Source organism: Streptomyces sp. NPDC048696 (genome assembly GCF_043198895.1).
In the GTDB taxonomy this organism is placed as follows: Bacteria; Actinomycetota; Actinomycetes; order Streptomycetales; family Streptomycetaceae; genus Streptomyces.
In genome coordinates, this window is record NZ_JBICVJ010000027.1 from 37,817 (window position 1) to 64,517 (window position 26,701).

Below are 26,701 nucleotides of genomic sequence, written 5' to 3' on the forward strand. Positions count from 1 at the left end.
GCACGACTGTTGCGCGCCGGAGGATGATTCGTTGCGCGTACGGGGTGCTGGGCGGCGATTCGTTGCGCGGCCCTGACGCGGCCCTGACGCCCTACGCCGTGGGGAGAGGGATCAGGCCGGCGAGCCCGACGAGAAGCGCCGCAGCAGCGGCGAGAGCACCAGGACCGACTTGGTGCGCTCCACATACGGCTCGCCCGCGATCCGCTCCAGGACGCGCTCGAAGTGGCGCATGTCGGAGGCGAAGACCTGCACGATCGCGTCCGCCTCACCGGTGACGGTGGAGGCGGACGCGACCTCGGGGTACCGCTCAAGGCCACGCTTGATGGACTCGGGCGAGGTGTTGCGACGGCAGTAGATCTCGATGAAGCCCTCGGTCTCCCAGCCGAGCGCCGCCGGGTCCACCCGGACGGTGAATCCGGTGATGGCCCCTTCGGCGCGCAGCCGGTCCACGCGCCGCTTCACCGCGGGCGCGGACAGGCCGATCAGCGAACCGATGTCGGCGTAGGAGCGGCGGGCGTCTTCAGCGAGCGCGTGCACGATGCGCTCGTCGAGGTCATTGAGTCGCACTGCGGGTGGATCACTTCTCTGCGGATACGGTGTCCGAGGCCGTGGCCAGTCGGGAGCGGCGGATGCCGTACCCGAAGTAGATCACGAGACCGGCGGCCATCCAGTATCCGAAGTACTCCCAGGTGGCCCCGGACAGGTTCCACATCAGATAGCCGCAGGTGAGGAAGCCGAGGATCGGGATGACCCAGCCCAGGGGCACGCGGAAGGTGCGCGGCATGTCCGGGCGCGTCTTGCGCAGGACGACGACGGCCACGTTGACCAGGGCGAAGGCGAAGAGCGTGCCGATGCTGGTGGCGTCGGCGAGGTTGCCCAGCGGCACGGCCGCGGCGAGCACGCCGCAGAACAGCGACACGACCACGGTGTTGGCGACCGGCGTTCCGCTGCGCGGGCTGACCTTGGCGAACACCTTGGGGACGAGCCCGTCGCGGGACATCGCGAAGAGGATGCGGGTCTGGCCGTAGAGCACGGTCAGGACGACGCTCGCGATCGCGATCACGGCGCAGGCGGCCAGGAGGGTGGCCCAGAAGGAGTGACCGGTGACGTCCTTCATGATCCCGGCGAGCGCCGCCTCCGAGCCCTCGAACTGCTTCCAGGGGCGGGCACCGACGGCGACGAAGGCCACCAGGACGTACAGCGCGGTGACGATGACCAGCGAGAGCATGATCGCGCGGGGCAGGTCGCGCTTGGGGTTCTTGGCCTCTTCACCGGCCGTGGACGCCGCGTCGAAGCCGATGTAGGAGAAGAACAGACTGGACGCGGCCCCGCTCACACCGGCCGTGCCCATCGGCATGAAGTTCGCGTAGTTGCCGGACTTGAACCCCATGAAGCCGATCACGCAGAACAGCACCAGGGCGGCGATCTTCACGCCGACCATGATGGTGTTGATACGGGCCGACTCGCGGGCGCCGCCGAGCAGCAGCGCCATCGCGAGGACCACGACGATCAGCGCGGGCAGGTTGAATATCCCGCCGTCGCCGGGCGGCGCGGACAGCGCGTCGGGGATGGTGACGCCGATGGTCCCGTTCAGGAACTCGTTGAGGTACTGCCCCCAGCCGACGGCGACCGCCGCCACCGAGACGCCGTACTCCAGGATCAGGCACCAGCCGCAGATCCAGGCGATGAATTCACCGAGCGTTGCGTAAGCGTACGAATACGAAGAGCCCGCGACCGGGATGGAGCCCGCCAGCTCGGCGTAGGAGAGCGCGGAGAACAGCGCGGTGAGCCCGGCGAGGACGAACGACAGGGTGACCGCGGGTCCGGCCTTGGGGACGGCCTCGCCGAGGACGACGAAGATGCCGGTGCCGAGCGTGGCGCCGATGCTGATCATCGTCAGCTGCCACATGCCGAGGGTACGGCGCAGAGTGCCGCCCTCGCCCTTGCCACCCTCGGCGACCAGCAGTTCTACCGGCTTGCGCCGCAACAGCGGATTGCCGGGCCGCGGGGCCCCGGTGGCCGGTGCTGCTGCGGAGGGGGGCGCTGTGCCGTGGTCCAACACTTCAGAGGGCTCCTTGTCGCTGCCTGGGGACAGCGACGACCGCGGCGTTCCGGCCCTTCGCGCACGAAAGGGCAAATCGGGCATGACAGAAGCACACCGTGGCCGGTACCGCCGAGCAGGCGGTCGCCGCCACTCCACGTATGGCGAGAACCTTACGAGGTTCCGCTTCTCAGTCGTAATGCAGCAACCTTGCGCATCGGTGAATGATCATTGCGCACAAGGGCGACGCATGGGTGTTTGTTGCGCATCAGCGTTCGATCCATGCGTGAAGGGTCCTCATCGTGCACGGGCGGCGGGGTAGGAGTGGGGTCGCCCACAGACGGCGATCGGAGGTGTTCGATGACCTGGCTGGACCCGGATCCGTTTCTGCGCGGAGTGGCCTGGCGGGACGCGACGGGCCGGGCGGTCCGCGCCGATCCGGCCGACCTGACCCGGCTGCCCTGGGCCACCGCCGAACGAGCCGGGCTGCCGATCGGGGTGCGGCTGGAATTCACCGCCGAGGGCGCGTCGGCCATCGAGATCCGCTACCGCGCCTCGGTGCCCGCGCCCACCGAGGCCCTGTCCGCGCTCGCCCACACCTTCGCGCTCTGGGCGGCCGGCCGATGTGTGCGCGAGACGACGGTGACACCGGCGAGGGAGGCGGTCGTACGCCTTCAACTCCCCTGTACAGGTGGCCGGTTCACGGTCCATCCGCCCGAGCCCATGGCGCCCGTGGTGCTCGCCCTGCGCGGCGTCGGCGGCGCCCTCGCGCCCGTGCCCGCCGCGCCCCGCTGGCTGGTGCACGGCGACTCCATCACCGAGGGCTGGTGGTCCACCCGCCCCGCCCACGCCTGGCCCTCGGTCGCGGGGCGCGCGCTCGGCCTGGACACCGTCAACCTCGGTTACGCGGGCGGCGCGCGCGGCGAACTGGCCACCGCCGAGCAGCTGGCCGCCCTGCCCGCCGACGTCCTGACCCTCGCGTTCGGCACCAACTGCTGGTCGGGCGCGCCCTGTTCGGCCCGGCTGCTGTACGCACGGACCCGGAACTTCCTGACCGCGCTCGCCGGGGCCACCCGCACACGCCCCTGCTGCTGCTCTCCCCCTTGCTCCGCCCGGCGGCCGAGCGCACCCCGAACGCCGTCGGGTCCACGCTGACGGAGCTGCGCACGGCCATGGAGGAGGCGGCCGGGGACGCAAACGACAGCCGCCTTCAGGTGCTTCCCGGACGGGACCTGGTGACCCCGGCCGACCTGGCCGACGGCCTGCACCCGAACGACAGGGGCCACGAGAAGATCGCAGCGGCGGTGGCAGAGGTCCTGCGGCCCCGCATATAAAGGGTGGCCCCCCGCGCTATGCGCGGGGGGCCACCCTTCAGGGGCGCGGGGCCTTAACATATGCGGCTCCGCCGCGTGGGCGCGACCAGCCACAGCCGGCCCGCAGACGAATAACCGCGCCCCGACTACGCGCTAGCTCCAGCTCGCGTGGAGCGGCTTGCCCTCCGCGTACCCCGCGGCGGACTGGATGCCCACGACCGCCTTCTCCTCGAACTCGGCGAGCGAGCTCGCGCCCGCGTACGTGCAGGACGACCGCACGCCCGCGATGATCGAGTCGATCAGGTCCTCGACGCCCGGCCGGGTCGGGTCGAGGAACATCCGCGAGGTGGAGATGCCCTCCTCGAAGAGCGCCTTGCGGGCGCGGTCGTACGCCGACTCGTCGCTGGTGCGGTTGCGGACGGCACGGGCCGAGGCCATGCCGAAGGACTCCTTGTACGCGCGGCCCTGGGCATCGTGCTGAAGGTCGCCCGGGGACTCGTACGTACCGGCGAACCAGGAGCCGATCATGACGTTGGAGGCACCGGCGGCGAGCGCCATGGCGACGTCGCGCGGGTGGCGCACGCCACCGTCGGCCCAGACGTGCTTGCCGTACTTCTTCGCCTCGGCGGCGCACTCCAGGACGGCGGAGAACTGCGGGCGGCCGACGCCCGTCATCATCCGGGTGGTGCACATGGCGCCGGGGCCCACGCCGACCTTGATGATGTCGGCGCCCGCCTCGATGAGGTCCTTGACGCCCTCGGCGGCGACGATGTTGCCCGCCACGATCGGCACCTGCGGGTCCAGGCCGCGGACGGCCTTGATCGCGGCGATCATCGACTCCTGGTGGCCGTGCGCGGTGTCCACCACGATGGTGTCGGCGCCGGCGTCCAGGAGCTGCTTGGCCTTGCCCGCGACGTCGCCGTTGATGCCGACGGCGGCGGCGATGCGCAGCTTGCCGTCGGCGTCGGTCGCCGGGCTGTACAGGGTCGCGCGCAGGGCGCCCTTGCGGGTGAGGATGCCGGCCAGGCGGCCGTCCTTGTCCACGGCCGGGGCGTAACGGCGGTTGGCGGTGTCGAGCTTGTTGAACGCCTCGCGCGGGTCGATGTCCGCGTCGAGCAGCAGCAGGTCCTTGGACATGACCTCGGAGAGCTGCGTGAAGCGGTCGACGCCGGTCAGGTCCTCGTCGGTGACGACACCGACGGGCCGCCGGTCGCCGTCGACGACGACGCCCGCGTTGTGGGCGCGCTTGGGCAGCAGCGCCAGCGCGTCGGCGACGGTCTGGGTCGGGGCGAGGACGATCGGGGTGTCGAGCACGTGGTGGCGCGTCTTGACCCAGGTGATGACGTCGGTGACGACCTCGATCGGAATGTCCTGCGGGATGACGACGAGCCCGCCGCGGCGGGCCACGGTCTCGGCCATGCGGCGGCCCGCGATCGCCGTCATGTTGGCGACGACGAGCGGGATCGTGGTGCCCGTACCGTCGGGCGAGGAGAGGTCGACGCCCTGGCGGGAGCCCACCGCGGAGCGGCTCGGCACCATGAACACATCGTCGTACGTCAGGTCGTACGGCGGCTTGATGTCGTTGAGGAAACGCACGTGCAGAACATCCCAGTCGATCGGAGTTACCCCAGGCATTTCAGCCGGGGCCAAACGCACGTACTTCATTGTCCCATGTTCATGCGATTGCGCTGCCCGGGCCGATCGTCCAGGACTGGGGCGGGGGCCCTGGTGCGATCATCCGAAGACGCCGGGCGTGGTCATGCGAGGGCGCCGAGCGCGAGCACCACGGCGAGGGCCCCGTCGCCGCCCGTGACGGCCGCGTCCGCCAGTACCTCGCGTGCGGTCAGCCACTCGTCCGGGCGCGCCTTCTCGTAGTCCTGCCAGCCCGTCACGACCAGCAGCCGGCCGGGCCGGGCGGGGCCCCAGTCGGGGTCGCCCAGGCAGTCGGCGAGGGCGTCCCAGTTGCGGCCGAACCACTCGGGCAGCCGCAGCGCGCGGGCGCAGCGGTCCATGAAGCCCGCCTTGTCGTTGACCCCGGTCAGGTCGAGGACGTCGACCTGCCAGCCACTGGCCCGTACGCCGTCGAACGGATCGGCCGTCATCGCAGCACCGCCTTGAACGTCTTGTAGTGGTCGCCGGTGTAGTAGATCTCGCCGCTCTGGCCGCTGATCAGGCGCCGGGTGCCCCGGTCACGCGACTGGGGGGTGATGACCGTGTACTCGTGGTAGTAGCCGCGCTTCTGCTGCGGCAGGGCCTTCTCGAAGTTGCCGAAGACCGTGCCGTCCTTGGCGTACGGGAAGGGGCCGCCCTTGTCGATCAGCTTCAGGGTCTGCTGCGCCTCGGGCGGCAGCTGCGCGGCGCGGACCGTGGCCATGCCCTTGACCCAGCCGGGTGTGGCGGCGGCACCGGAGGCGGTGACTCCGGTCGGAGTCGTCTGGGGTTTCGTGTCGTGTTTCGACTTGCCGCCGCAGCCGGTCAGCAGCAGCGCCAGACACGCCAGCAGGACGGGGACGGTCGTTCGGACGTACCTGGTGAGCATGCGCACGATGGTCCCATCGCGGGACTGCGGACGCGAACCCGCCGGGTGACGATGGGGACATGCTCCTCGCCGACGTGGCCAGAACCTCCCGCGAGATCGCCGCGACGTCCTCGCGTACGGAGAAGTCCGCCCTGCTCGCCGCGGTGTTCCGGGACACCGCGCCCGACGAGGCGCCGCTGGTGGTCACCTATCTCGCCGGGCGGCTGCCGCAGCGCCGCACCGGGCTCGGCTGGAGCACCCTGAAGGACCGGCCACCGCCCGCCGGAACACCCTCCCTGACGGTCCGCGAGGTCGACGCGGCCCTGGACCGTGTCTCGGCCCTCGCCGGAAAGGGCGCGCAGGGCGAACGCGGGCGCCTGGCCCGGGAGCTGATGGCCGCCGCCACCGAGGACGAGCAGCGCTTCCTGTTCGGCCTGATCACCGGCGAGGTCCGGCAGGGCGCGCTGGACGCGGCCGCCGTCGACGCTCTCGCCGAGGCGACCGGCACCCCGGCGGCGGACGTGCGGCGCGCGGTGATGCTGGGCGGCTCGCTGGGTGCGGTCGCCGAGGCACTGCTCGGCGGCGGCGCGGCGGCGCTCGCCGCGTTCCGCCTCGATGTGGGCCGTCCCGTACTGCCGATGCTGGCGCAGAGCGCCAAGGACGTGGACGACGCGCTCGACCGGCTCGGCCCGTGCGCGGTGGAGGAGAAGCTGGACGGGATCCGGGTGCAGGTGCACCGCGACGGCGACGCTGTGCGCGTGTTCACCCGTACGCTGGACGAGATCACCGACCGGCTGCCCGAAGTGGTGGCCGCCGCACGGGAGTTGACGGCCGGGCGGGCGATCCTGGACGGCGAGGTGATCGCGCTCGACCCCGAGGGGCGGCCGCGCCAGTTCCAGGACATCGCGGGCCGGGTGGGCTCCCGGCTGGACGTGGCGGGCGCCCGGGACCGGCTGCCGCTGTTTCCGGTCTTCTTCGACCTGCTGTACGTGGACGGCCGCGACCTGCTCGATCTGCCGGTGCGCGAGCGCGCCGCCGAGCTCGCGCGGGTGACGCCCGAGCCCCGGCGCGTACGCCGGGTGACGGTCGAGGATCCGGACGATCCCCAACAGCGTGAAGCGGCCCGTCAGTTCGCGGCCCTGACCCTTGAGCGCGGTCACGAGGGCGTGGTCGTGAAGGGGCTGGACGCGGCGTACAGCGCGGGCCGTCGGGGCGCTTCCTGGCTGAAGGTGAAGCCGGTGCACACCCTCGACCTGGTGGTGCTCGCCGCCGAGTGGGGGTACGGGCGGCGCACCGGAACGCTCTCCAATCTGCATCTGGGGGCGCGCCGCCCGGACGGCTCGTTCGCCATGCTGGGCAAGACGTTCAAGGGCTTGACCGACGCCCTGCTGGCCTGGCAGACGACACGGCTGCGGGAGCTGGCGGTGGCCGAGGAGCCGTGGGGGGTGCGCGTTCGGCCGGAACTCGTCGTAGAGATCGCCTTCGACGGGGTGCAGAGATCGTCCCGCTACCCGGAGGGGGTGACACTGAGGTTCGCGCGGGTAGTGCGCTATCGCGAGGACAAGAAGGCCTCGGACGCCGACACGGTCGCGGCAGTGGTCGCGCTGCGCGCCGGGAGGGATTGAATCAGGTGCGGTCGCAACAGACACGGGAACGGGAACAGCGGGCACGGCAGGAGGCGGCACGGCTGGGGGCCGAGGGGGTCCGGGCGGTCGCGCTGACGTTCGTGGACAACGCGGGCATCACCCGGGTGAAGGCCGTGCCCACGGCCCGGCTCGCCGCGGCCGTCGCGCGCGGGGTCGGCGCGTCGCCGTGCTTCGACGTCTTCCTGGTGGACGACTCGGCCACCGCCAGCCGGGACAGCGGCGGCCCGGACGGCGATCTGCGGCTCTTCCCGGACCTGGACCGGCTGACGGTGCTCGCCGCGCAGCCCGGCTGGGCGTGGGCGCCGGTGGAACGCTACGACCAGGCGGGCGCCGAACACCCGGGCTGCCAGCGGCTGTTCGCCCGCCGCATGGCCGCGCGGGCCGCCGAGCGGGGCATCTCGCTGCGGATGGGCTTCGAGACGGAGTGGACGGTCTCGCCCGCCCTCGAAGGCCCGGCGTACGGCATGGCACGGCTCGTGGAGCGGTCCGCGTATATGAACGATGTGGTGACCGCGCTGGTGGAGCAGGGCGTCAATGTGCTCCAGATCCATCCCGAGTACAACGAGGGCCAGTTCGAGGTGTCGGTGGCGCCCAGCGATCCGGTGGGCGCGGCGGATCTGGCGGTGCTGGTGCGCGAGACGATCCGCGCGGTCTCGCTACGGCACGAGCTCACCCCGTACTTCGGCCCGATCGTCACGGCGGGCGGCGTCGGCAACGGCGGCCACCTCCACCTCAGCCTGTGGCAGGACGGCCGCAACCTGTGCCGGGGCGGCGACGGCCCGTTCGCCATGACCGCCACCAGCGAGGCGTTCCTGGCGGGCGTCCTGAGCGCCCTGCCCGCCCTCCTCGCCGTCGGCGCCCCCTCCCCCGCGAGCTATCTCCGCCTGGAACCCTCCCGCTGGGCCGGCGCGTTCCAGTGCTGGGGGCTGGAGAACCGGGAGGCCGCCCTCCGCTTCATCGCGGGCGCCCCCGACGACCCCGACGCCGCCAACGCCGAGGTCAAGTGCTTCGACCCGGCCGCCAACCCGTATCTGGTGGTCGGCGCGGTGATCGCGGCGGGCCTCGCGGGCCTGGACGCCAAGGCGTCGCTGCCCGAGCCGGTCTCGGGCGACCCGGCGCACGACAGCGGCCAGCAGCGCCTGCCCGCCTCGCTGCCCGAAGCGCTCGCCCACTTCAGCGCCTCGCAGACGCTGCGCGAGGCCATGGGCACCAGACTCTTCGAGGCGTTCGCGGCCGTGCGCCACGCCGAGGCCGCCCTGTTCGAGGGCAGGTCCCCGCAGGAGATCGCGGACGCGACACGGGGACGGTACTGAATGCCCCAGGACGCAGCCGGGCGGATCCCGGCGGGCACGCTCCTGGACCACCACTGCCACGGGGTGCTGCGCACCGACCCGGACATGGGCGCCTTCGAGGCGTTCCTGACCGAGGCGGACGCGCCCGCCGCGCCCGGCACCACCTTCTTCGACACCCAGTTGGGCTTCGCGGTGCGCCGTTGGTGCCCGCCGCTGCTCGGCCTGGAGCCGCACTGCACGCCGGAGCGCTATCTGGCCCGGCGGCGCGAGCTCGGCGCCGTGGAGGCGACGCGACTGCTGCTCGGCGGCAGCGGCATCGGCGGGTACCTGATGGACACCGGGCTGCCGGGCGACCTGACGACCCCGGGCGAGCTCGCCGAGCTCGGCGGCGCCCCGGTGCACGAGATCGTCCGCCTTGAGCTGCTGGCCGAGCGGGTGGCCAACACGGCCAAGGACGCGGACCGCTTCCTCGCGGAGCTGGCGGCGGCGATCCGCTCGGCGGCGACGCAGGCCGTGGGCTTCAAGTCGGTCGCCGCCTACCGCTACGGCCTGGATCTCGCGCCCGAGCCGCCCGCGCTGCCCGATGTGCGCGAGGCGGCCGCGAAATGGCTGAAAAAACGTCCGGCGGGCGGCCGTCTGACCGACCCGGTGCTGCTGCGCCATCTGCTGTGGTCGGCGGTGCACACCCGCCTTCCGCTCCAGCTGCACACCGGTTTCGGCGATCCGGACCTACGGCTGCAGCGCTGCGACCCGCTGCTCCTGACCGACTTCATCCGCGCCTCGCGCGCGTCCGGCACCCCGCTGATCCTGCTGCACGGCTACCCGTACCACCGCAACGCGGCCTATCTCGCCCATGTCTATCCGCATGTGTACGCGGACATGGGCCTCAGCCTCAGCCACACGGGTGCCCGGGCCGGGGCCGTACTGGCCGAGATGCTGGAGCTCACCCCGTTCGGCAAGCTCCTGTTCTCCACCGACGCGTACGGACTGCCCGAGCTGTACGTGGTCGGCGCCCGCCTCTTCCGGGAGGGCCTGGAGGAGCTGCTGGCCGCGTGGACGGCGTCGGGGGCGTGGTCGCACAGCGACGCGGAGCGGGTGGCGCGGCTGATCGCCGCGGACAACTCCCGCCGGGTGTACGGGATTTAGGCCGCGCGATGCGTAGCACGTACGGGATGCGCCGCATCCCGTACGACGGGCGTCCGGGGCGACGGGCCCCGGGCGCCCTCCTGGGCTCAGTCGCCGTCCGGGTCCGCCCGGTCGAGCGCGGGGCGGGGCTGCGGCCCCGTCTCGTGCAGCAGGAAGTCCGCCGCGGCCGTGTCCGTGACCAGGCTGGTCACCAGGCCCGACCGGAGCACCGCGTCGATCGCCGACGCCTTGCGCTGGCCCCCGGCGATCGCGACGACCTCCGGGATCCGGCGCAGCCGGTCCGCCTCGACGGTGATGCAGCGCTCCCCCAGGTCGCGCCCGACCCGGCGGCCCTCGGCGTCGAAGAGGTGCGCGGACATCTCGGCCGCGACACCGAGCGAGGCGTAGTGCGCCCGCTCCTCGTCGGTCAGCATGTCGTGCACCGTCGAGATGCCCGGCTCCCACGAGCCGATCGAGACCGCGGCGACCGTCACCTTGTCGAAGTACTCGAAGGCGCGCGCGATCCCGGTCTGGTTGCGCAGCGCGGCCGCGGTGGCCGCGTCCGGCAGCAGCATCGGGGCGTAGATCGGGTGGGCGTCGCCGCCCGAGACCTGGGCGGCGCGCCGTACGGCCTCGACCGAGCCGCGCTCGGCGGTGCCCGCGTCGTACACGCCGGTGAGCTGCACGACCGTGCACGGGGGCAGCCGGTCCAGGGCGGCGGCCATGTGGATGGTGGACCGGCCCCAGGCCAGGCCCAGCACATCGCCCTCGCTGACCAGCTCGCCGAGCAGATCGGCGGCGACCTCGCCCAGGTTCTCCGGGTCCGGCGACGACTCGTCCTCGCCGGCCTCCGGGGACTCGACGACGACCGCGTGCCGCAGCCCGTACCGGGCGCGCAGCGCGTCCGAGCGCTCCGCGTCCAGCTCGGCCGGGACGCGGATCTCGATCCGGACCAGGTCGCGCTCCAGGGCGGTCTCCAGGACCCGGGCCACCTTGAAGCGGCTGACGCCGAACTCCTCGGCGATCTGGATCTTGGACTTGCCCTCCAGGTAGAAGCGGCGGGCCATGGCCGCCGCCTGCACCAGCTCCGCGGGTCCCATCCGCAGGGCTGACCGACCCGCCGACATTGCAGACACCGCGATCTCCTCACTGCTGTTCACACTCTGGACTCGCTGTTCATCCTGTCAGATCCAACGGTCCTTGATCAGCCCCGTAGGGCCGCGTTCACCGAGCCGTGGCTCAGTGGCCGCATGCCCAGGGGGCGCTTGCCGTGCTCTGTTCCGCCATCGAGCGCAGCGTACGCACCGCCTCGGCGGGGTCCTTCGCTCCGTATACGGCCGAGCCCGCCACGAACACGTCCGCGCCCGCCTCCGCGCACCGCTCGATGGTGGTGGCCGAGACCCCGCCGTCGACCTGGAGCCACAGTTCGAGGCCGTGCTTGGAGATCAGCTCGCGGGTGCGGCGGATCTTCGGCAGCATGATGTCCAGGAACGGCTGACCACCGAATCCGGGCTCCACCGTCATGATCAGCAGCATGTCCAGCTCGGGCAGCAGGTCCTCGTACGGCTCGATGGGCGTGGCGGGCTTGAGCGCCATGGACGCCCGTGCCCCCTTGGCCCGGATCTCCCGCGCCAGCCGTACCGGCGCGGCCGCGGCCTCGGCGTGGAAAGTGACCGATCCGGCACCCGCCTCTACGTACTGCGGGGCCCATCGATCCGGGTCCTGGATCATCAGATGGCAGTCCAGCGGGGTCTCCGTCGCCCGGCTGAGGGATTCCACGACCGGCACGCCGAGCGTGAGGTTCGGCACGAAGTGGTTGTCCATGACGTCCACGTGCAGCCAGTCGGCGCCTTCGACGGCCTTGGCCTCCTCGGCGAGGCGCGCGAAATCGGCGGAGAGAATGCTGGGGTTGATCTGAGCCATGCCCCAAGCCTGCCATGCCTCGCACCACTTGCCTGCCACGGTACGGATTCGAGGTCGCCGACCTGTCCGACGTACACCTGTCCTACGACTCGCCGGACCGGGACGCTCCGTGCAATCCTGGTGATTCAGGCCATCTCGGGAGCGGCACCCCGCGCCGAACGCGGGGCCATGGGGGACGTGATGTCCGACGCGCGCACTCGCCACAACCGCGGTCAGGAAAGCCCCCGAGCGGCCGGGCCGGGCCCGGGCCCGCGCGGGGTGGCGTGGCTGGTCTGCGGACGCCGTACCAAATGGCTCGTCCTCGTGCTGTGGCTGATCGCCGTCGCGGTCGCCTTCCCGCTGGCGCAGAAGCTCAGCGACGCCCAGGACAACGACGCCACCTCATGGCTGCCGGGCAGCGCCGAGTCGACCCAAGTCTTCAACTCCGCGAAGGCGTTCAGGCCCGAGGAGGTCCCGGCGATCGTCGTGTACGCGCGCGACGGCGGGCTCACCTTCGCAGACAAGCAGAAGATCGGCGCGGACGCGACGGCGCTGCGCGCCCTGAGCACGGACGGGATCCAGGGCGCCCGCGTCCAGGGCCCGCAGTTCGACGCCAGGGCGAGCGCCGCGCAGATCCTCGTGCCGATCAAGCTGGGCAAGAACGGCTGGAACCACATCGCGGACGCCGTCGACAAGGTGCGCAAGCAGTCGGGCACCACACAGGGCGGGCTCCAGGTGCACATCACCGGCCCGGGCGGCGTCTCGGCCGACTTCGCCAAGGCCTTCTCCGGCATCGACTCGACGCTGCTCTTCTCGGCGCTGACCGTGGTCGTGGTGATGCTCCTGATCACGTATCGCAGTCCGACGCTCCTCCTGGTGCCGGTGATCTCCGTGGTCTGGGCGCTCTCGGCCGCGCAGGCGCTGATCTATCTGCTGGCCCGGCACGCGGGCCTGACGGTCAACGGGCAGAGCGCGGGCATCCTGACCGTGCTCGTCTTCGGCGCGGGCACCGACTACGCGCTGCTGCTCGTCTCCCGCTACCGCGAGGAGCTGCGCCGCCACGAGGACCGGCACGAGGCGATGGCGCTGGCCCTGCACCGGGCCGGGCCCGCGGTCCTGGCCAGCGGCGCCACCGTGATCCTGGGCATGCTGGTGCTGATGGTGGCCGAGATGAACTCCACCAAGGGGCTCGGACCGGTCGCCGCCATCGGCGTCGGCGTGGCGCTGCTCGCCATGCTCACTCTCTTCCCGGCCCTGCTGGTGATCTTCGGCCGCTGGATCTTCTGGCCGGTCCGGCCCGTCTTCGGCTCCCCCGACCCGACGGCCCACGGCGTCTGGGCCCGGGTGGGCGGCCGCATCGCGACCCGCCCGCGCACGGTCTGGGTCACCACCGCCGTGATCCTCGCGGCCCTCTCCTTCGGCCTGCTCCAGCTCAAGGCCAACGGTCTGAGCAACGCCGACTCCTTCACCGGCAGACCCGACTCGATCGTCGGCCAGGAGGTGCAGGCCGCCCACTTCCCGGCGGGCAGCGGCGACCCGCTGGTGATCGTCACCTCGGCCGGCAAGGCGGCGGACGTCGGCCGCGCGGTCGCCGCGACTCCGGGCGTGGTGCCCTCGTCGATCGGTACGCCACCGGGCACCGCCGCCGAGCACGACGGCAAGGTCCTGCTCGAAGCCACCATGACGGCCCGCCCGGACAGCACGGCCGCGCACCAGACGGTCGTACGCGTACGGGAGGCGGTCCACGCGGTGCCGGGCGCCGACGCCAAGGTGGGCGGCGGCACGGCCGCGGTCATCGACATGGAGAAAGCCACCACCCACGACAACAAGCTGGTCATCCCGCTGGTGCTGCTGGTCGTGCTGTGCGTCCTCGGGATCCTGCTGCGGGCGCTGGTCGCGCCGCTGCTGCTCATCGTGACGGTGGTGCTGTCGTTCGCGGCCGCGCTGGGCGTCAGCGCGCTCGCCTTCCGCCATGTCTTCGACTACGCGGGCGAGTCCACCGACTTCCCGCTGTTCGTCTTCGTCTTCCTGGTCGCGCTCGGCATCGACTACAACATCTTCCTGTCCACGCGCATCCGCGAGGAAGCCGCCCGCCAGGGCACCCGTCCGGGCGTCGTCACCGGCCTGGCCGCCACCGGCGCCGTGATCACCTCGGCCGGTCTGGTCCTGGCGGGCACCTTCGCGGTCCTGGGCACCCTGCCGATGACGGGCTTCGCCGAGATCGGCTTCGCGGTGGCCCTGGGCGTCCTGCTCGACACGTTCGTGGTCCGCTCGATCCTGGTGACGTCGCTGTTCCTGGACGTGGGCAGGCGGGTGTGGTGGCCGCACCGGTTGTCGAGGGAGCGCGAGGAGGTGGCGGTGGCCCCGGAGCGGACGAACTCCTGAGCGCGGCGGGCGCGGCCCGAGTGCGGACCGCGCCCTGTTCACGCCGTACGGCTTCAGGCCGTATGCCTTCAGGCCGTACGGCGCAGCAACGCCAGATACATCGCGTCCGTCCCGTGCATGTGCGGCCACAGCTGGACGTCCGGACCGTCGCCGAGGCCCGCGACGCCCGGCATCAGGGGCCGTACGTCGATCCACTCGGCCTCCACGGGCGCACCGCCCCGGCCCTTGAGCACGTCCTCCACCACGATCCGCGTCTCGGCGAGGTGCGGCGAGCAGGTCGCGTAGCCGACCACACCGCCCACCCGCACCGCCGAAAGCGCCTCGCGCAGCAGCCCGCGCTGGAGCGGCGCGAAGCCGTCCAGGTCCTCCGGGCGGCGGCGCCAGCGGGCCTCGGGGCGGCGGCGCAGCGCGCCGAGTCCGGAGCACGGCACATCCATCAGGACGCGGTCGAACGAGCCCGGCAGCCACGGCGGCCGGGTGCCGTCGGCCGCGATCACCTGGTACGGGCCGGGGTTCCCGGCCAGCGCGCGCTCCACGAGCCGGGCCCGGTGGGGCTGCTTCTCGGAGGCGAGCAGCGCGGCGCCGCGCTCGGCGGCCAGCGCGGCGAGGAGGGCCGCCTTGCCGCCGGGACCCGCGCAGCCGTCCAGCCAGCGCTCGTCCCGCCCCTCGATGGGGGCGTTCGCGAGTGCGACGGCGACCAGCTGGCTGCCCTCGTCCTGCACACCGGCCCGGCCGTCCTTGACGGCGTCGAGGGCGCCCGGCTCGCCGCCCTCTGCCATCCGTACGGCGTACCGGGACCAGCGGCCGGGCAGCCCGCCGTCCTCGCCCAGCGCGTCCATGAGCTCATCGGTGGTGGACCGGCCGGGGCGCGCGACCAGGGTCACCTCGGGCCGTTCGTTGTCCGCCTCAAGCAGGTCCTCGATACCGGCGCGACCGCCGCCCAGCGCGTCCCACAGCGCCGAGACGACCCATCGCGGATGCGAATGGACGATCGCGAGATGCTCCTCGGCGTCCTCGTCGTACGGCGGCGCGACCTTCTCCAGCCAAGCGTCCAGGTCGTTCGCCGCGATCTTGCGCAGTACGGCGTTGACGAACCGGGCCCGCCCGTCGCCGAGCACCACGCGCGCGAGCTCGACGCTGGCGGAGACCGCCGCGTGCGAGGGGATGCGCGTGCCGAGCAGCTGGTGCGCGCCGAGCGCGAGCACATCGAGCACCGGCGGGTCGACCTCGCGCAGCGGCCGGTCGATGCACTCCGCGATGATCGCGTCGTAGGTGCCCTGGCGGCGCAGCGTCCCGTAGACGAGCTCGGTGGCGAGCGCCGCGTCGCGCCCGTCGAAGTTCCCGCCCTCGCGGGCCTTGCGCAGCAGCGGGGGCAGTACGAGGTTGGCGTACGCGTCCCGCTCGTCGACCGCGCGCAGCGCCTCGAAGGCGAGGATGCGGACGGGGTCCTTCTTGGGGCGGCGGTACGGCTTGCCGCCGCCCTTGCCGTTGTTCTGGGGACGGCTGCGCGGCTGATCGTTCACGTGAAAGGTGCTCCGCTGGTCAGATGGTGCGAACCCGACCAGCGTACGACTGTTGCCCGCGCGCCCCCACCCGGGTCGCTCCCTGTCCGGACCGGCGCCCCGGGGTCGGCGCCCCTGGGCCCGCGCCGGGACCTGCGCCCGGGTCAGCCGACGTGCTCGCCCGGGGCGATGCGCACGCCGCGCGCCCAGTCGGCGCCCTTCATCGGCTTCTTGCCCTGCGGCTGGACCCAGAGCAGCTCGACGGCGTGCGAGCCCGTGCCGACGTACACATTGTTCTTGCCCACGGACAGCTCGCCCGGCGCGAGGTCCGTGCGGTCCGCGACCGGCACCGCCTGGACCAGCTTCAGCCGCTCGCCCCGGAACACGGTCCAGGCGCCCGGGGCCGGGGTGCAGCCGCGCACGACCCGGTCGACCCGCAGCGCGGGCGCGGACCAGTCGATCTGCGCGTCCTCGACGGTGATCTTCGGGGCGAGCGTGACGCCCTCGGCGGGCTGCGGAACGGCCGTGAGCGTGCCGTCCTCGATGCCGTCCATGGTCGCGGCGAGCAGTCCGGAGCCCGCGAAGGCGAGCCGGGTCAGCAGATCGCCGCTGGTGTCGGTGGGCCGGACGACCTCGGTGACCGTCCCGTACAGCGGACCCGAGTCGAGCCCCTGCTCGATCAGGAACGTCGAGGCGCCGGTGATCTCGTCGCCCGCCATCAGCGCGTGCTGGACCGGGGCGGCGCCGCGCCACGCGGGGAGCAGCGAGAAGTGCAGATTGACCCAGCCGTGGGCCGGGATGTCGAGCGCGACCTTCGGGAGCAGCGCCCCGTAGGCGACGACCGGGCAGCAGTCCGGGGCGATCTCGCGCAGCCGCGCCAGGAACTCCTCGTCGCGCGGCTTCACCGGCTTCAGCACCTCGATGCCGGCCTCCTCCGCGCGCTGGGCGACGGGGCTGGCCACCAGCCGCCGACCGCGCCCGGCGGGGGCGTCGGGCCGGGTCACCACGGCGGCGACCTCGTGCCGGCCGGAGGCGATCAGGGCGTCCAGGGCGGGGACGGCGACCTCGGGGGTGCCTGCGAAGACGAGCTTCACTGCGGGATACCTCGCTTTGTAGAGAGCGGCGCCAGTCTATGGGGTGTCAGACGCGCGGGCCCGATCCGGTGGCGGGTCCGACGCGGGCCTGATCCGGTGATGGGTCCGACGCGGTCCGGCGCTCGGGCCGGCGCGGGTCCGGCACTCGTGCCCAGGGGGCCGACGGCGGTCCGGGAGGCGGGGGGTGACAGCGGGTCGGACGGTGGGGGCGTACGTACGGGCGCGCGCCCCGTGCATATGCCCATACGCCCCCGCAGCGTGACCACAACCCCAGGTGGCGCGTTGGTCAAGAGAGATTGACCGAAACGGGCCACGCTGCGGCCCATCCCTTTTCAACAACGCCGGTTCGAGAGGCTTGTTCATGGCCGACCACGCAACCCACGACGCCCAGGCACGGGCCAGTCTGCACCTGTTGGTGCGGGACATCGAGCGGGTCCGCCGGCAGGTGGACGCACTGCGCACCCTCACCGCGCAGCTCGGCAACGTCTACCGCCCGCGCCGCTCCGGCCCCTCCACGGGCTTCGTCGTGTACGGGCGCGCGCCCGCCCCGACCGTCCGGCTCGCCCAGGAGCTGCGGGACAGCGTCGAGACCCTGGTGACCGCCGCGGTGGACTTCGACCGCTCCCTGGGCTTCTCGTGGGACGCGGTGGGGTCGGCGCTCGGGGTCACCAAGCAGGCGGTGCACCGGCGGTACGGGGCACGGCGCGCCGCGGCCCAGGCCGCCGAGGCCGAACGTCCCGCCGAGGCGACCGTGCCGCGCGCCCTGCCCGTCCCGGCCGGGGTCCCCGCGGTGCCCGCCGCCCGCTCGATGCCGCCCCAGCCGACGGCGACGTCCCAGTCGCTGCGCGAGGAGGCCCGCGCCACCGCGTTCCCGGGCCCGCGCAACGGCTGACCCGCCCTTTTCCGTTTCCCGTGCCCTCGTCGTACGCGAGTACGCCGGGGGCACCCCTCTGTCCGGCGGCGGTCATACGCAACGGGGGCGACCCGCCCCGGGCGCCCGGCCGACCGACGGTGGCCGCACGCGACCGTCGAGCCCCCGGGCGCCCGGCCGTCCGACGGTGGCCGTACGCAACCGGTGGCGAGCAGTCCCGGGGCACCCGAAGGCGCCTTCGGACCGGCCGACCGCCCGATGGTCATCGGATCAGCCGATATCCGGCGGATCCACCCTGATCCGCACCGGATCGCCGCCCCCGCGCGCCAGGCGGACCGCCTGGGCGGTCTTGAGGGCCGCGGCCAGGGCCGAGCCGCTGCCCGGGGGGACTCTCAGCAGGGCCCGCTCCCACACCTCGCCGACCGGCGGGGCGCCGGGCCGCCGGACCCGGCCCGGCTCGGTCGTACGCATCGGGACCGGTCCCAACACCTCGGCATCCGGCGGCAGTTGAGCACTCGACAGATACGCCTCCACGGCCTCCGGGCGGCCCGTCACCTCGGCCATCCGGGAGACCGGCGGGAAGCCGAGCTCGGCCCGTTCGGCGAGTTCGCGCAGCGCGTGGCCGACCGGGTCCCAGCGGACCAGGGCCTGCACGGGCCGCAGGGTCGGCTCGGCGACGACGACCACCGTGCCGCCCTCCTCCTGCCCGCGCACCAGCGAGGCCGCCCCGATCCAGCGCCGCAGCGCCTCCTCCCCGGCCCGCAGATCGGGCCGCCCGAGCATCGCCCAGCCGTCGAGCAGCAGGGCCGCCGCGTACCCGCCGTCGGCGACCGGCTCGGCGCCGGGCGTGGAGACGACGAGCGCGGGCCGCCCGGGCACGCTGTCCAGCACGTGGTCACGCCCCGACGTACGCACCGGCACCGCCGGGAACGCCCGGCCCAGCTCCTCGGCCGTGCGCCGGGCGCCCACCACGCTCGCGCGCAGCCGTACGCCCCCGCACTCCGCGCAGTGCCAGTCGGGCTCGCCCCGCCCGCACCACCCGCACGTCAACTCCCGCTCGTCCGGCGCCTCCAGCGGCCCCGAACAGTGCCGGCACCGCGCGGGCGCACGGCAGCGCTCACAGGCGAGCCGGGGCACATAGCCCCGCCGGGGCACCTGCACCAGGACCGGCCCGTGCTTCAGCCCTTCCCGGACGGCCTGCCAGGCGAGGCTGGGCAGCCGCGCGGCCCGCGCCGCCTCGTCCCGGGCCAGCTCGCCGTCGCCGACGGTCCGCACCAGGGGGGCCGCGGCCCGTACGGCGGCGCGGTCGGCGACCAGCGGCGCCGCCCAGCCGCTCTCGACGAGCTGGGCGGCCTCGACCGTGCAGCTCGTACTGCCCAGCAGGAACGCGCACTTGTCGTGCGCGGAGCGCAGCTCAAGGACTTCCCGTACGTGCGGGAAGGGCGCGTGGTCGTCGCTGTGGCTGGAGTCGCCGTCCTCCCAGACGACCACCAGGCCGAGGTTCTCGACCGGCGCGAACATCGCGGCCCGCGTCCCGACCACGGCCCGCACCGAGCCCCGGCGCACGGCCAGCCACTGCCGGTAGCGCTTCTCGGGTCCGGACTCGGCGGTCAGCAGCGCGTGCCGCCCCTCGCCGAGCAGCGCGGTGAGCGCGGCGTCCAGGCGCCCGGCGGTGCGCCCATCGGGCACCACGACCAGTGCGCCGCGCCCGCCCGACAGCGTCGCGGCGACGGCCCGCGCGATCTCCTCGGCCCAGCCGGGCCCGGGCAACGCGGTCCACACGGCCCGGGGCGCCCCGCCGGCGGCCAGCGCCCGCACGAACGCCGCCCCGTTCCCGTACCGCACCCACGTCCCCGCGTCCGGCACCGGGGGCGGCTGCGGCGGCGCGGGCGACGGCTTGCCCTCGGCCCGGCCGTTGCGCGGCGGCACGGCGAGCTGGAGCACATCGGCCAGGCTGCCCGCGTACCGGTCGGCCACGGCGCGGGCGAGCGCCAGCATCGCGGGGCTGAGCACCGGCTCCGGGGAGACCACACCGGCCAGGGCCGCGAGCGGCCCCGAGTAGTCCGACTCGGCCAGCCGCTCGACCAGGAACCCGTCGATCAGCCCGCCCCCCTCGCGGCGCCCGTCCCGCACATTGCGCGCCCCGGCCCCGAACCGCACCCGCACCCGCACCCCCGGCTGCGCGTCGGCGTCGAGCTCCTTGGGCACGGCGTAGTCGAAGAACCGGTCGAGGTGCACCCCGCCCTTGTCCACCACGACCCGGGCGACGGGCAGCGCCTCGGCGAGAGCGGCTCCACGCCAGGTGCGCGGCTTGGCCTTGGGCGCCTTGGCCTTGCGCACGGTCTCCCGAATGAGCGCAAGCTGCTCCGCCCCACCGCCCCCCGCGGCGCCCCCACCCGGCTTCTCGTTCTCGCTGCTCACGTCCAAATTCCTACCAGACACCACTGACACCCGCGGTCGCCGAGCAGGCCGGGCGAACGCACGACAGCCCCGGACCACCCAGGTCCGGGGCTGTCGTACAGGCGTATGACCTACGGAACTACAGGCCCGCCGCCGCGCGCAGGGCGTCGACGCGGTCCGTGCGCTCCCAGGTGAAGTCGGGGAGCTCGCGGCCGAAGTGGCCGTAGGCGGCGGTCTGGGCGTAGATCGGGCGGAGCAGGTCGAGGTCGCGGATGATCGCGGCCGGGCGCAGGTCGAAGACCTCGGCGATGGCCTGCTCGATCTTGTCCGTGTCGACCGTGGCGGTGCCGAAGGTCTCGACGAACAGGCCCACCGGCTCGGCCTTGCCGATCGCGTACGCGACCTGGACCTCGCAGCGGGCGGCCAGGCCAGCCGCCACGACGTTCTTCGCGACCCAGCGCATCGCGTACGCGGCCGAGCGGTCCACCTTCGACGGGTCCTTGCCCGAGAACGCGCCGCCGCCGTGGCGGGCCATGCCGCCGTACGTGTCGATGATGATCTTGCGGCCGGTCAGACCCGCGTCACCCATCGGACCGCCGATCTCGAACCGCCCGGTCGGGTTGACCAGCAGACGGTAGCCGTCGGTGTCCAGCTTGATGCCGTCCTCGACCAGCTGCTTCAGCACGTGCTCGACGACGAACTCGCGGATGTCGGGCGCGAGCAGCGAGTCCAGGTCGATGTCGCTGGCGTGCTGCGAGGAGACCACGACCGTGTCGAGGCGGACCGCCTTGTCGCCGTCGTACTCGATGGTGACCTGCGTCTTGCCGTCGGGGCGCAGGTACGGGATCGTCCCGTTCTTGCGCACCTCGGACAGACGGCGCGACAGCCGGTGCGCCAGGTGGATCGGGAGCGGCATCAGCTCGGGCGTCTCGTCGCACGCGTAGCCGAACATCAGGCCCTGGTCGCCCGCGCCCTGCTTGTCCAGCTCGTCCTCGTCGCCCTCGACCCGCTTCTCGTACGCGGTGTCGACACCCTGCGCGATGTCCGGCGACTGCGCGCCGATCGAGACCGAGACGCCGCAGGAAGCGCCGTCGAAGCCCTTCTTCGACGAGTCGTACCCGATCTCCAGGATCTTGTCCCGGACCAGCTGCGCGATCGGCGCGTACGCCTTGGTCGTGACCTCACCGGCCACATGCACCAGACCCGTGGTGATCAGGGTCTCGACCGCGACCCGGGAGGTCGGGTCCTCGCGCAGAAGCGCATCGAGGATCGTGTCGCTGATCTGGTCAGCGATCTTGTCAGGGTGACCCTCGGTCACAGACTCCGAGGTGAACAGACGACGGGACACAACGCTCCCTGGGGTTGCAGCGGCTGCTGGCTGATCATGGGTGGGACGGGCCGGGAGCTGCGCCCGGCGTCGTTCCACCACCAGTTTATCGGTCGGCACCGGTCGACGGACCACTTGTCTCGCACAATGAAAACTCTGTGACCTGCGACACCGCATTCTGCAGTACGAAGATCTGCCCTCACCAGAGTCCCTGGTACCTGATTTTGGCGGGTTTCGGGCGCCCGAAGACGCGAACGTGAATTTACGCGAAACGCGGGACGACGAGATCCCACACGACGTCCGCCAGCATTTCCTTCGGGCCGTACGGAACGGGGGTCTCGGAGCCGTCGGCGGCCAGCACGACCGCCTCGTTCTCCTCCGAGCCGAACGTCTTGCGCTCCCCCACCTCATTGACAACCAGCAGGTCACAGCCTTTTCGCTGCAACTTCTGGCGGCCGTTGGCGAGCACGTCGTCGGTCTCGGCGGCGAAGCCGACGACCACCTGGCCGGGGCGCGGCCGGTCGCCCGACAGCTCCGCGAGAACGTCGGGATTGCGGACCAGGGCGAGCGGCGCGGGCTCCTGGCCGTCCTTTTTCTTGATCTTTCCGGCGGCGTACGACTCGGGCCGGAAGTCGGCCACGGCGGCGGCCATGACCACCGCGTCCGCGTCGGACGCGGCCTTGAGAACGGCCTCCCGCAGTTGCACAGCGGTCCCCACATGGACCACGTCCGCGCCCGCCGGATCGGGCAGCCCGGTGTTGGCCTCGATCAGCGTGACCCGGGCTCCCCGGGCGACGGCGGTGCGCGCCAGGGCGTACCCCTGCTTTCCGGAGGAACGGTTTCCCAGATAGCGGACCGGGTCCAGCGGCTCGCGCGTGCCGCCCGCGCTGACCACCACATGGCGGCCCTCCAGATCCCGCTCGCCGGCGCCCCGGGCCAGGCTGTGCCTCTGCAAGACGTGGCGGCAGACCTCGAAGATCTCGGCGGGCTCGGGCAGCCGTCCCTTGCCGGTGTCGACGCCCGTCAGGCGGCCGACGGCGGGCTCGATGACGACCGCGCCCCGGCGGCGCAGCGTCGCCACGTTCTCCTGGGTCGCGGGGTGCTCCCACATCTCGGTGTGCATCGCGGGCGCGAAGATCACCGGACAGCGGGCGGTGAGCAGCGTGTTGGTGAGGAGGTCGTCGGCGAGGCCGTGGGCGGCCTTGGCGAGCATGTCGGCGGTGGCGGGCGCCACCACCACCAGATCGGCCTCCTGGCCGATCCGGACGTGCGGGACCTGGTGGACGTCGTCCCAGACCTCGGTGGACACGGGGTGCCCGGAGAGCGCCGACCAGGTGGCGGCTCCCACGAAGTGCAGCGCCGACGCGGTCGGCACCACCCGGGTGTCGTGCCCGGACTCGGTCAGCCGACGCAGCAGCTCGCACGCCTTGTAGGCGGCGATCCCGCCGCTGACCCCCAGAACGACCTTCGGCTTGTCCACCGCGTCTCCCCGCATTCGGATACGTACTCCCCAATGACACACCACAGGCCCGGCAGTCGCGCTGCCGGGCCTGTGGTCACACGTACGGAGGCCTTACTGGGCCGGGCCCTCGATGGCCTCGGAGGTCAGCAGACCCGCGTTGATCTCGCGAAGCGCGATCGAGAGCGGCTTCTCGTGGACGTGCGTGTCCACCAGCGGGCCGACGTACTCCAGCAGGCCCTCGCCGAGCTGCGAGTAGTACGCGTTGATCTGGCGCGCGCGCTTGGCGGCGTAGATCACGAGGCTGTACTTAGAGTCGGTTGCTTCAAGCAGCTCATCAATCGGCGGGTTGATGATGCCCTCGGGCGTGGTGATGGAAGAGGACACTCTCTGCCTTCCGAAGGGGATTAAAGATCAAAGAACTTTCATCAAGGCTAGCAGCTCACGAGCTACATCCTCGACGGAGGTATTGACCAGGGTCGTATCGAACTCGGCCTCGGCGGCCAGTTCGACCTTCGCGGCGGCCAGCCGGCGCTCGATCACGTCGGGCGCCTCGGTCCCCCGGCCGGTGAGGCGGCGGACCAGCTCCTCCCAGCTCGGCGGGGCCAGGAAGACGAGCAGCGCCTCCGGCATCGACTCGCGCACCAGCCGGGCGCCCTGGAGGTCGATCTCCAGGAGAACCGGCTCCCCGGCCTCCAGACGCTCAAGGACGGCGCGGCGCGGCGTGCCGTAGCGGTTGCCCGCGAATTCGGCCCACTCAAGGAGCTCGCCGTTGGCGACCATCTTGTCGAATTCCTCGTCGTCCACGAAGAAATAGTGGACGCCGTGGCGCTCGCCGGGGCGCGGCTTTCGGGTCGTCGCCGACACCGAGAGCCAGACCTCGGGGTGGACCTTGCGCATATGAGCGACGACCGTGCTCTTGCCGACCCCTGACGGGCCGGAGAGCACGGTCAGCCGCGGACGTGCGTCCGGGGGTACGGGGGATGACCCCCGGGGTGCTACTGCCATGCGGCGATTATTCCAGCTTCCCGGGGGTGCCCGGAACGTCAGGCCCCGGCGCCGCCGAACTCACGCTCAAGGGATGCGATCTGGTTGGAGCCGAGACCCCGCACACGGCGGCTCTCGGAGATCCCCAGCCGCTCCATGATCTGCTTGGCGCGGACCTTGCCCACGCCCGGCAGGGACTCAAGGAGCGCGGAGACCTTCATCTTGCCGATGACGTCGTTCTTCTGTCCCTGCTGGATGACCTCGTGGAGGGAGGCACCGGAGTGCTTGAGTCGATTCTTGACCTCGGCCCGCTCCCGGCGAGCCGCGGCGGCCTTTTCGAGCGCGGCTGCGCGCTGTTCAGGGGTAAGGGGCGGAAGAGCCACGCCTACGTCACCTCGGATGTCGAACTGTCGGATACGGACCGGTGAGGAACCTAGTCGCCCCACACCAGGCGAGCAACGAGCGACGCACAACGCCCGTTCGCTCGTCGCTGCTCTCGTCGGAGACTAGCGGCCTGGACCGCTCCAGTCAGCGAGAACAAGCGAAAAGTCCTGGTCAGCCTCTGCCGACCAGGACATTCGCGACATAACACCCCGGTTTTGGGTAAGGAATGCGTCAACATTCGACGCCCGAGTCCGAATGCCGGACCCGAAGGACGTCAGGCCGAGGCCACAGCGGTGCGGATCTGGTCCGCGAAAAGGGCCGCGGACTCCCGCAGCGCACCGGCGTCCGGACCGTGACGCAGAACACCCCGGCTGACGTTCGGGACGACATTGCGGACGGCCGCGCCGAACACCGCCGGAAGGTCGGCGGCCGTGGCGCCCTGCGCCCCGATGCCCGGCGCGAGCAGCGGGCCGTTGATGTCCAGGTCGAATGTCGACAAGTCGCCGAGCGTCGCCCCGACCACCGCGCCGAACGAGCCCATCGGGTCCGCGCCCGCGTTCTCGTCCGCCAGGTGCGCCAGCATCGTCGCGCCGATCGTGCGGCCGTCCTCGCGTACCGCGCGCTGGACCTCCGCGCCCTCCGGGTTGGAGGTGAGGGCGAGCACGAAGAGCCCGGCACCGCTCTCGCGGGCCAGCTCCACGGCCGGCTTGAGCGAGCCGTAACCGAGGTAGGGCGAGACCGTGAGCGCGTCCGAGAACAGCGGCGAGCCCGGCCGCAGGAACGTCTCGGCGTACGCGGCCATCGTGGAGCCGATGTCGCCGCGCTTGGCGTCCATCAGGACCAGCGTGCCGGCCGCCCGGGCGTCCGCGACGGTCTTCTCCAGGACCGCGATGCCCCGCGAGCCGAAGCGCTCGAAGAAGGCGGCCTGCGGCTTGAAGACGGCGACGTGGTCGGCCAGCGCCTCGACGACCGTGCGCGAGAACCGCTCCAGGCCCGCGACGTCGTCGTTCAGACCCCAGTCGGCGAGCAGCGAGGCATGCGGGTCGATGCCGACGCAGAGCGGGCCGCGCTCGTCCATCGCGCGGCGCAGGCGCGCGCCGAACGGCTCCAAGGTGCTGCTGGTGCTCATGCGTCCGCCTTTCGGGTGTCGGCGCCGACGGCCTCGGCGAGGGTGGCGTACGGGGAGGCGGCGAGCCGGGCCGCGAGGCCCTTGTGGATCGCCCGGCCCCAGAAGGGGCCCTCGTAGATGAACGCGCTGTAGCCCTGGACCAGGGTGGCCCCGGCCAGGATCCGCTGCCAGGCGTCCTCGGCGCTCTCCACGCCGCCGACGCCCACCAGGGTGATCCGGTCGCCCACGCGCGCGTAGAGGCGGCGCAGGACCGCCAGGGAGCGCTCCTTGAGCGGCGCGCCGGACAGCCCGCCCGTCTCCTTCACCAGCGCCGGGTCCGAGGTCAGGCCGAGCCCCTCGCGCGCGATGGTGGTGTTGGTGGCGATGATGCCGTCCAGACCGAGCTCGACCGCCAGGTCCGCGACCGCGTCCACGTCCTCGTCCGCGAGGTCGGGGGCGATCTTGACGAGCAGCGGCACCCGGCGCGAGGTGACCGTGCGGTCGGCGGCCTCGCGCACGGCGGTCAGCAGCGGCCGCAGCGACTCGGTGGCCTGGAGGTTGCGCAGCCCCGGCGTGTTCGGCGAGGAGACGTTCACGACCAGGTAGTCGGCGTACGCGGCAAGGCGCTCGGTCGACTTCACGTAGTCGGCGGCGGCCTCCGCCTCCGGTACGACCTTGGTCTTGCCGATGTTGACGCCGACCGTCGTACGGAAGACGGCCTTGCGGGCCGCCAGGCGCTCGGCCACGGCCGCCGAACCCTCGTTGTTGAAGCCCATGCGGTTGATCAGCGCGCGGTCCGGCACAAGGCGGAAGAGCCGCTTCTTGGGGTTGCCCGGCTGGGCCTCGCCGGTGACCGTGCCGATCTCGATGTGGTCGAAGCCGAGCATCGCCATGCCGTCGATCGCCACGGCGTTCTTGTCGAAGCCCGCGGCGAGCCCGAACGGGCCGTGCATGCGCAGCCCGAACGCCTCGGTGCGCAGCTCCTTGTAGCGGGGCGCGAGCACGGCCGCGACGAACGTGCGCAGCACGGGGACGCGGGCCGCCAGGCGGATCCAGCGGAAGGCCATGTGGTGGGCCCGCTCCGGGTCCATCCGCTTGAAGACGAGATTGAAGAACAGCTTGTACATGTCGGTGTCCTCATGCGGAGGGGGACACCGTTTCCGGTGTCCCCCTCGGGCGGTTGCTAGTCGCGGGCCGCGGTCAGGTGTTCCGCGTGTTCCTGGAGCGAACGGACGCCCACGTCACCGTGGTTGAGTGCGTCGATGCCTTGGACGGCTGCGGCGAGGGCTTGGACGGTGGTCAGGCACGGGACGCTGCGGGCGACGGCGGCGGTGCGGATTTCGTAGC

The 26,701-nt window shown here is 72.4% G+C and carries 24 protein-coding genes; 7 read left to right on the forward strand and 17 right to left on the reverse strand.

The annotated features are described in order from the left end of the window. Window positions 1-111: 111 nt before the first annotated feature. Together ACGFRG_RS34540 and ACGFRG_RS34545 are read right to left on the reverse strand one after the other, a co-directional pair. On the reverse strand, window positions 112-567 hold the full coding sequence (locus ACGFRG_RS34540; protein WP_188275095.1) for an Lrp/AsnC family transcriptional regulator: 456 nt from the start codon (window positions 565-567) through the stop codon (window positions 112-114). A 10-nt stretch (window positions 568-577) separates the two neighbouring features. Continuing rightward, window positions 578-2,062 carry an amino acid permease gene (locus tag ACGFRG_RS34545; protein ID WP_361428240.1) on the reverse strand — a complete coding sequence of 495 codons (1,485 nt, stop codon included), beginning with the start codon at window positions 2,060-2,062 and terminating at the stop codon, window positions 578-580. Between the two features lie 339 nt (window positions 2,063-2,401). On the opposite strand from ACGFRG_RS34545, the gene ACGFRG_RS34550 reads away from it, so the two are divergent. Together ACGFRG_RS34550 and ACGFRG_RS34555 are read left to right on the forward strand one after the other, a co-directional pair. Next, complete coding sequence (locus ACGFRG_RS34550) at window positions 2,402-3,196, forward strand: GDSL-type esterase/lipase family protein (protein WP_393270435.1); 795 nt, start codon at window positions 2,402-2,404, stop codon at window positions 3,194-3,196. Beyond that, complete coding sequence (locus tag ACGFRG_RS34555; protein ID WP_393270437.1) at window positions 3,145-3,375, forward strand: hypothetical protein; 231 nt, start codon at window positions 3,145-3,147, stop codon at window positions 3,373-3,375. The genes ACGFRG_RS34550 and ACGFRG_RS34555 overlap by 52 nt, the downstream gene beginning before the upstream one ends. Before the next feature lie 132 nt (window positions 3,376-3,507). Here ACGFRG_RS34555 and ACGFRG_RS34560 read toward each other — a convergent pair whose 3' ends face one another. The 3 genes from ACGFRG_RS34560 to ACGFRG_RS34570 form a co-directional block, all read right to left on the reverse strand. Next, window positions 3,508-4,989 carry a GuaB1 family IMP dehydrogenase-related protein gene (locus ACGFRG_RS34560; RefSeq protein WP_361428236.1) on the reverse strand — a complete coding sequence of 494 codons (1,482 nt, stop codon included), beginning with the start codon at window positions 4,987-4,989 and terminating at the stop codon, window positions 3,508-3,510. 122 nt (window positions 4,990-5,111) lie between these two features. Beyond that, complete coding sequence (locus tag ACGFRG_RS34565) at window positions 5,112-5,456, reverse strand: barstar family protein (protein WP_393270441.1); 345 nt, start codon at window positions 5,454-5,456, stop codon at window positions 5,112-5,114. Further along, window positions 5,453-5,893 (reverse strand): ribonuclease domain-containing protein, encoded by a 441-nt coding sequence (locus ACGFRG_RS34570; protein WP_393270443.1) that lies wholly within the window; start codon window positions 5,891-5,893, stop codon window positions 5,453-5,455. The genes ACGFRG_RS34565 and ACGFRG_RS34570 overlap by 4 nt, the downstream gene beginning before the upstream one ends. Before the next feature lie 59 nt (window positions 5,894-5,952). Here ACGFRG_RS34570 and ACGFRG_RS34575 point away from each other — a divergent pair, with 59 nt between their 5' ends. Genes ACGFRG_RS34575 through ACGFRG_RS34585 form a run of 3 tightly spaced genes read left to right on the forward strand, consistent with a single transcriptional unit; the run spans window position 5,953 to window position 9,956 of the window. Further along, on the forward strand, window positions 5,953-7,497 hold the full coding sequence (locus tag ACGFRG_RS34575) for an ATP-dependent DNA ligase (protein WP_393270446.1): 1,545 nt from the start codon (window positions 5,953-5,955) through the stop codon (window positions 7,495-7,497). A gap of 5 nt (window positions 7,498-7,502) precedes the next feature. Continuing rightward, on the forward strand, window positions 7,503-8,831 hold the full coding sequence (locus ACGFRG_RS34580; RefSeq protein ID WP_393270449.1) for a glutamine synthetase: 1,329 nt from the start codon (window positions 7,503-7,505) through the stop codon (window positions 8,829-8,831). Beyond that, the gene (locus tag ACGFRG_RS34585) at window positions 8,832-9,956 is read left to right on the forward strand and encodes an amidohydrolase family protein (protein ID WP_361428226.1); all 1,125 of its coding nucleotides are present in this window, start codon (window positions 8,832-8,834) and stop codon (window positions 9,954-9,956) included. An 86-nt stretch (window positions 9,957-10,042) separates the two neighbouring features. Here the strand turns inward: ACGFRG_RS34585 and ACGFRG_RS34590 are convergent, their stop codons facing one another. Together ACGFRG_RS34590 and rpe are read right to left on the reverse strand one after the other, a co-directional pair. Beyond that, window positions 10,043-11,095 carry a sugar-binding domain-containing protein gene (locus ACGFRG_RS34590; protein WP_361428224.1) on the reverse strand — a complete coding sequence of 351 codons (1,053 nt, stop codon included), beginning with the start codon at window positions 11,093-11,095 and terminating at the stop codon, window positions 10,043-10,045. A 79-nt stretch (window positions 11,096-11,174) separates the two neighbouring features. Next, window positions 11,175-11,858 carry a ribulose-phosphate 3-epimerase gene (gene rpe, locus ACGFRG_RS34595; protein WP_361428222.1) on the reverse strand — a complete coding sequence of 228 codons (684 nt, stop codon included), beginning with the start codon at window positions 11,856-11,858 and terminating at the stop codon, window positions 11,175-11,177. Window positions 11,859-12,038: 180 nt separating this feature from the next. Between rpe and ACGFRG_RS34600 the strand changes: the two genes are divergently transcribed. Further along, entirely contained in the window at window positions 12,039-14,222 is a 2,184-nt protein-coding gene (locus ACGFRG_RS34600) for an MMPL family transporter (RefSeq protein WP_393270454.1), read from the forward strand. Window positions 14,223-14,290: 68 nt separating this feature from the next. Here ACGFRG_RS34600 and ACGFRG_RS34605 read toward each other — a convergent pair whose 3' ends face one another. Then, complete coding sequence (locus ACGFRG_RS34605; protein ID WP_361428218.1) at window positions 14,291-15,745, reverse strand: transcription antitermination factor NusB; 1,455 nt, start codon at window positions 15,743-15,745, stop codon at window positions 14,291-14,293. Between the two features lie 143 nt (window positions 15,746-15,888). Beyond that, window positions 15,889-16,818 carry a methionyl-tRNA formyltransferase gene (gene fmt, locus ACGFRG_RS34610; protein ID WP_361428216.1) on the reverse strand — a complete coding sequence of 310 codons (930 nt, stop codon included), beginning with the start codon at window positions 16,816-16,818 and terminating at the stop codon, window positions 15,889-15,891. 361 nt (window positions 16,819-17,179) lie between these two features. Between fmt and ACGFRG_RS34615 the strand changes: the two genes are divergently transcribed. Next, window positions 17,180-17,710: a hypothetical protein gene (locus tag ACGFRG_RS34615; protein WP_188275108.1), complete on the forward strand. Its 531-nt coding sequence runs from the start codon at window positions 17,180-17,182 to the stop codon at window positions 17,708-17,710. 249 nt (window positions 17,711-17,959) lie between these two features. Here the strand turns inward: ACGFRG_RS34615 and ACGFRG_RS34620 are convergent, their stop codons facing one another. The 8 genes from ACGFRG_RS34620 to ACGFRG_RS34655 all read right to left on the reverse strand — a co-directional run bounded on the left by ACGFRG_RS34620 (window position 17,960) and on the right by ACGFRG_RS34655 (window position 26,481). Continuing rightward, a complete protein-coding gene (locus tag ACGFRG_RS34620; RefSeq protein ID WP_361428213.1) occupies window positions 17,960-20,110 on the reverse strand; it encodes a primosomal protein N' in 2,151 nt (716 codons plus the stop codon). A 118-nt stretch (window positions 20,111-20,228) separates the two neighbouring features. Next, window positions 20,229-21,437 (reverse strand): methionine adenosyltransferase, encoded by a 1,209-nt coding sequence (gene metK / locus ACGFRG_RS34625; RefSeq protein ID WP_361428211.1) that lies wholly within the window; start codon window positions 21,435-21,437, stop codon window positions 20,229-20,231. A 241-nt stretch (window positions 21,438-21,678) separates the two neighbouring features. Then, the gene (gene coaBC / locus ACGFRG_RS34630) at window positions 21,679-22,911 is read right to left on the reverse strand and encodes a bifunctional phosphopantothenoylcysteine decarboxylase/phosphopantothenate--cysteine ligase CoaBC (RefSeq protein WP_393270460.1); all 1,233 of its coding nucleotides are present in this window, start codon (window positions 22,909-22,911) and stop codon (window positions 21,679-21,681) included. A gap of 78 nt (window positions 22,912-22,989) precedes the next feature. After that, on the reverse strand, window positions 22,990-23,262 hold the full coding sequence (rpoZ, locus tag ACGFRG_RS34635; RefSeq protein WP_003970369.1) for a DNA-directed RNA polymerase subunit omega: 273 nt from the start codon (window positions 23,260-23,262) through the stop codon (window positions 22,990-22,992). A gap of 27 nt (window positions 23,263-23,289) precedes the next feature. Beyond that, a complete protein-coding gene (gene gmk / locus ACGFRG_RS34640; protein WP_361428207.1) occupies window positions 23,290-23,883 on the reverse strand; it encodes a guanylate kinase in 594 nt (197 codons plus the stop codon). 38 nt (window positions 23,884-23,921) lie between these two features. After that, entirely contained in the window at window positions 23,922-24,245 is a 324-nt protein-coding gene (locus ACGFRG_RS34645; protein ID WP_188275113.1) for an integration host factor, read from the reverse strand. Between the two features lie 275 nt (window positions 24,246-24,520). Continuing rightward, on the reverse strand, window positions 24,521-25,375 hold the full coding sequence (gene pyrF / locus ACGFRG_RS34650) for an orotidine-5'-phosphate decarboxylase (RefSeq protein WP_393270465.1): 855 nt from the start codon (window positions 25,373-25,375) through the stop codon (window positions 24,521-24,523). Next, on the reverse strand, window positions 25,372-26,481 hold the full coding sequence (locus ACGFRG_RS34655) for a quinone-dependent dihydroorotate dehydrogenase (RefSeq protein WP_393270468.1): 1,110 nt from the start codon (window positions 26,479-26,481) through the stop codon (window positions 25,372-25,374). Before ACGFRG_RS34655 ends, pyrF begins: the two co-directional genes overlap by 4 nt. Window positions 26,482-26,701 lie beyond the last annotated feature (220 nt).

Excerpts from the sequence above, each read along its gene's own strand:
- ACGFRG_RS34550 (WP_393270435.1), top strand. The coding sequence starts at position 2,402 with ATGACCTGGCTGGACCCGGATCCGTTTCTGCGCGGAGTGGCCTGGCGG.
- ACGFRG_RS34560 (WP_361428236.1), bottom strand. The coding sequence starts at position 4,989 with ATGCCTGGGGTAACTCCGATCGACTGGGATGTTCTGCACGTGCGTTTC.
- ACGFRG_RS34565 (WP_393270441.1), bottom strand. The coding sequence starts at position 5,456 with ATGACGGCCGATCCGTTCGACGGCGTACGGGCCAGTGGCTGGCAGGTC.
- ACGFRG_RS34570 (WP_393270443.1), bottom strand. The coding sequence starts at position 5,893 with ATGCTCACCAGGTACGTCCGAACGACCGTCCCCGTCCTGCTGGCGTGT.
- ACGFRG_RS34575 (WP_393270446.1), top strand. The coding sequence starts at position 5,953 with ATGCTCCTCGCCGACGTGGCCAGAACCTCCCGCGAGATCGCCGCGACG.
- ACGFRG_RS34585 (WP_361428226.1), top strand. The coding sequence starts at position 8,832 with ATGCCCCAGGACGCAGCCGGGCGGATCCCGGCGGGCACGCTCCTGGAC.
- rpe (WP_361428222.1), bottom strand. The coding sequence starts at position 11,858 with ATGGCTCAGATCAACCCCAGCATTCTCTCCGCCGATTTCGCGCGCCTC.
- ACGFRG_RS34600 (WP_393270454.1), top strand. The coding sequence starts at position 12,039 with ATGTCCGACGCGCGCACTCGCCACAACCGCGGTCAGGAAAGCCCCCGA.
- ACGFRG_RS34615 (WP_188275108.1), top strand. The coding sequence starts at position 17,180 with ATGGCCGACCACGCAACCCACGACGCCCAGGCACGGGCCAGTCTGCAC.
- coaBC (WP_393270460.1), bottom strand. The coding sequence starts at position 22,911 with ATGCGGGGAGACGCGGTGGACAAGCCGAAGGTCGTTCTGGGGGTCAGC.
- gmk (WP_361428207.1), bottom strand. The coding sequence starts at position 23,883 with ATGGCAGTAGCACCCCGGGGGTCATCCCCCGTACCCCCGGACGCACGT.
- pyrF (WP_393270465.1), bottom strand. The coding sequence starts at position 25,375 with ATGAGCACCAGCAGCACCTTGGAGCCGTTCGGCGCGCGCCTGCGCCGC.
- ACGFRG_RS34655 (WP_393270468.1), bottom strand. The coding sequence starts at position 26,481 with ATGTACAAGCTGTTCTTCAATCTCGTCTTCAAGCGGATGGACCCGGAG.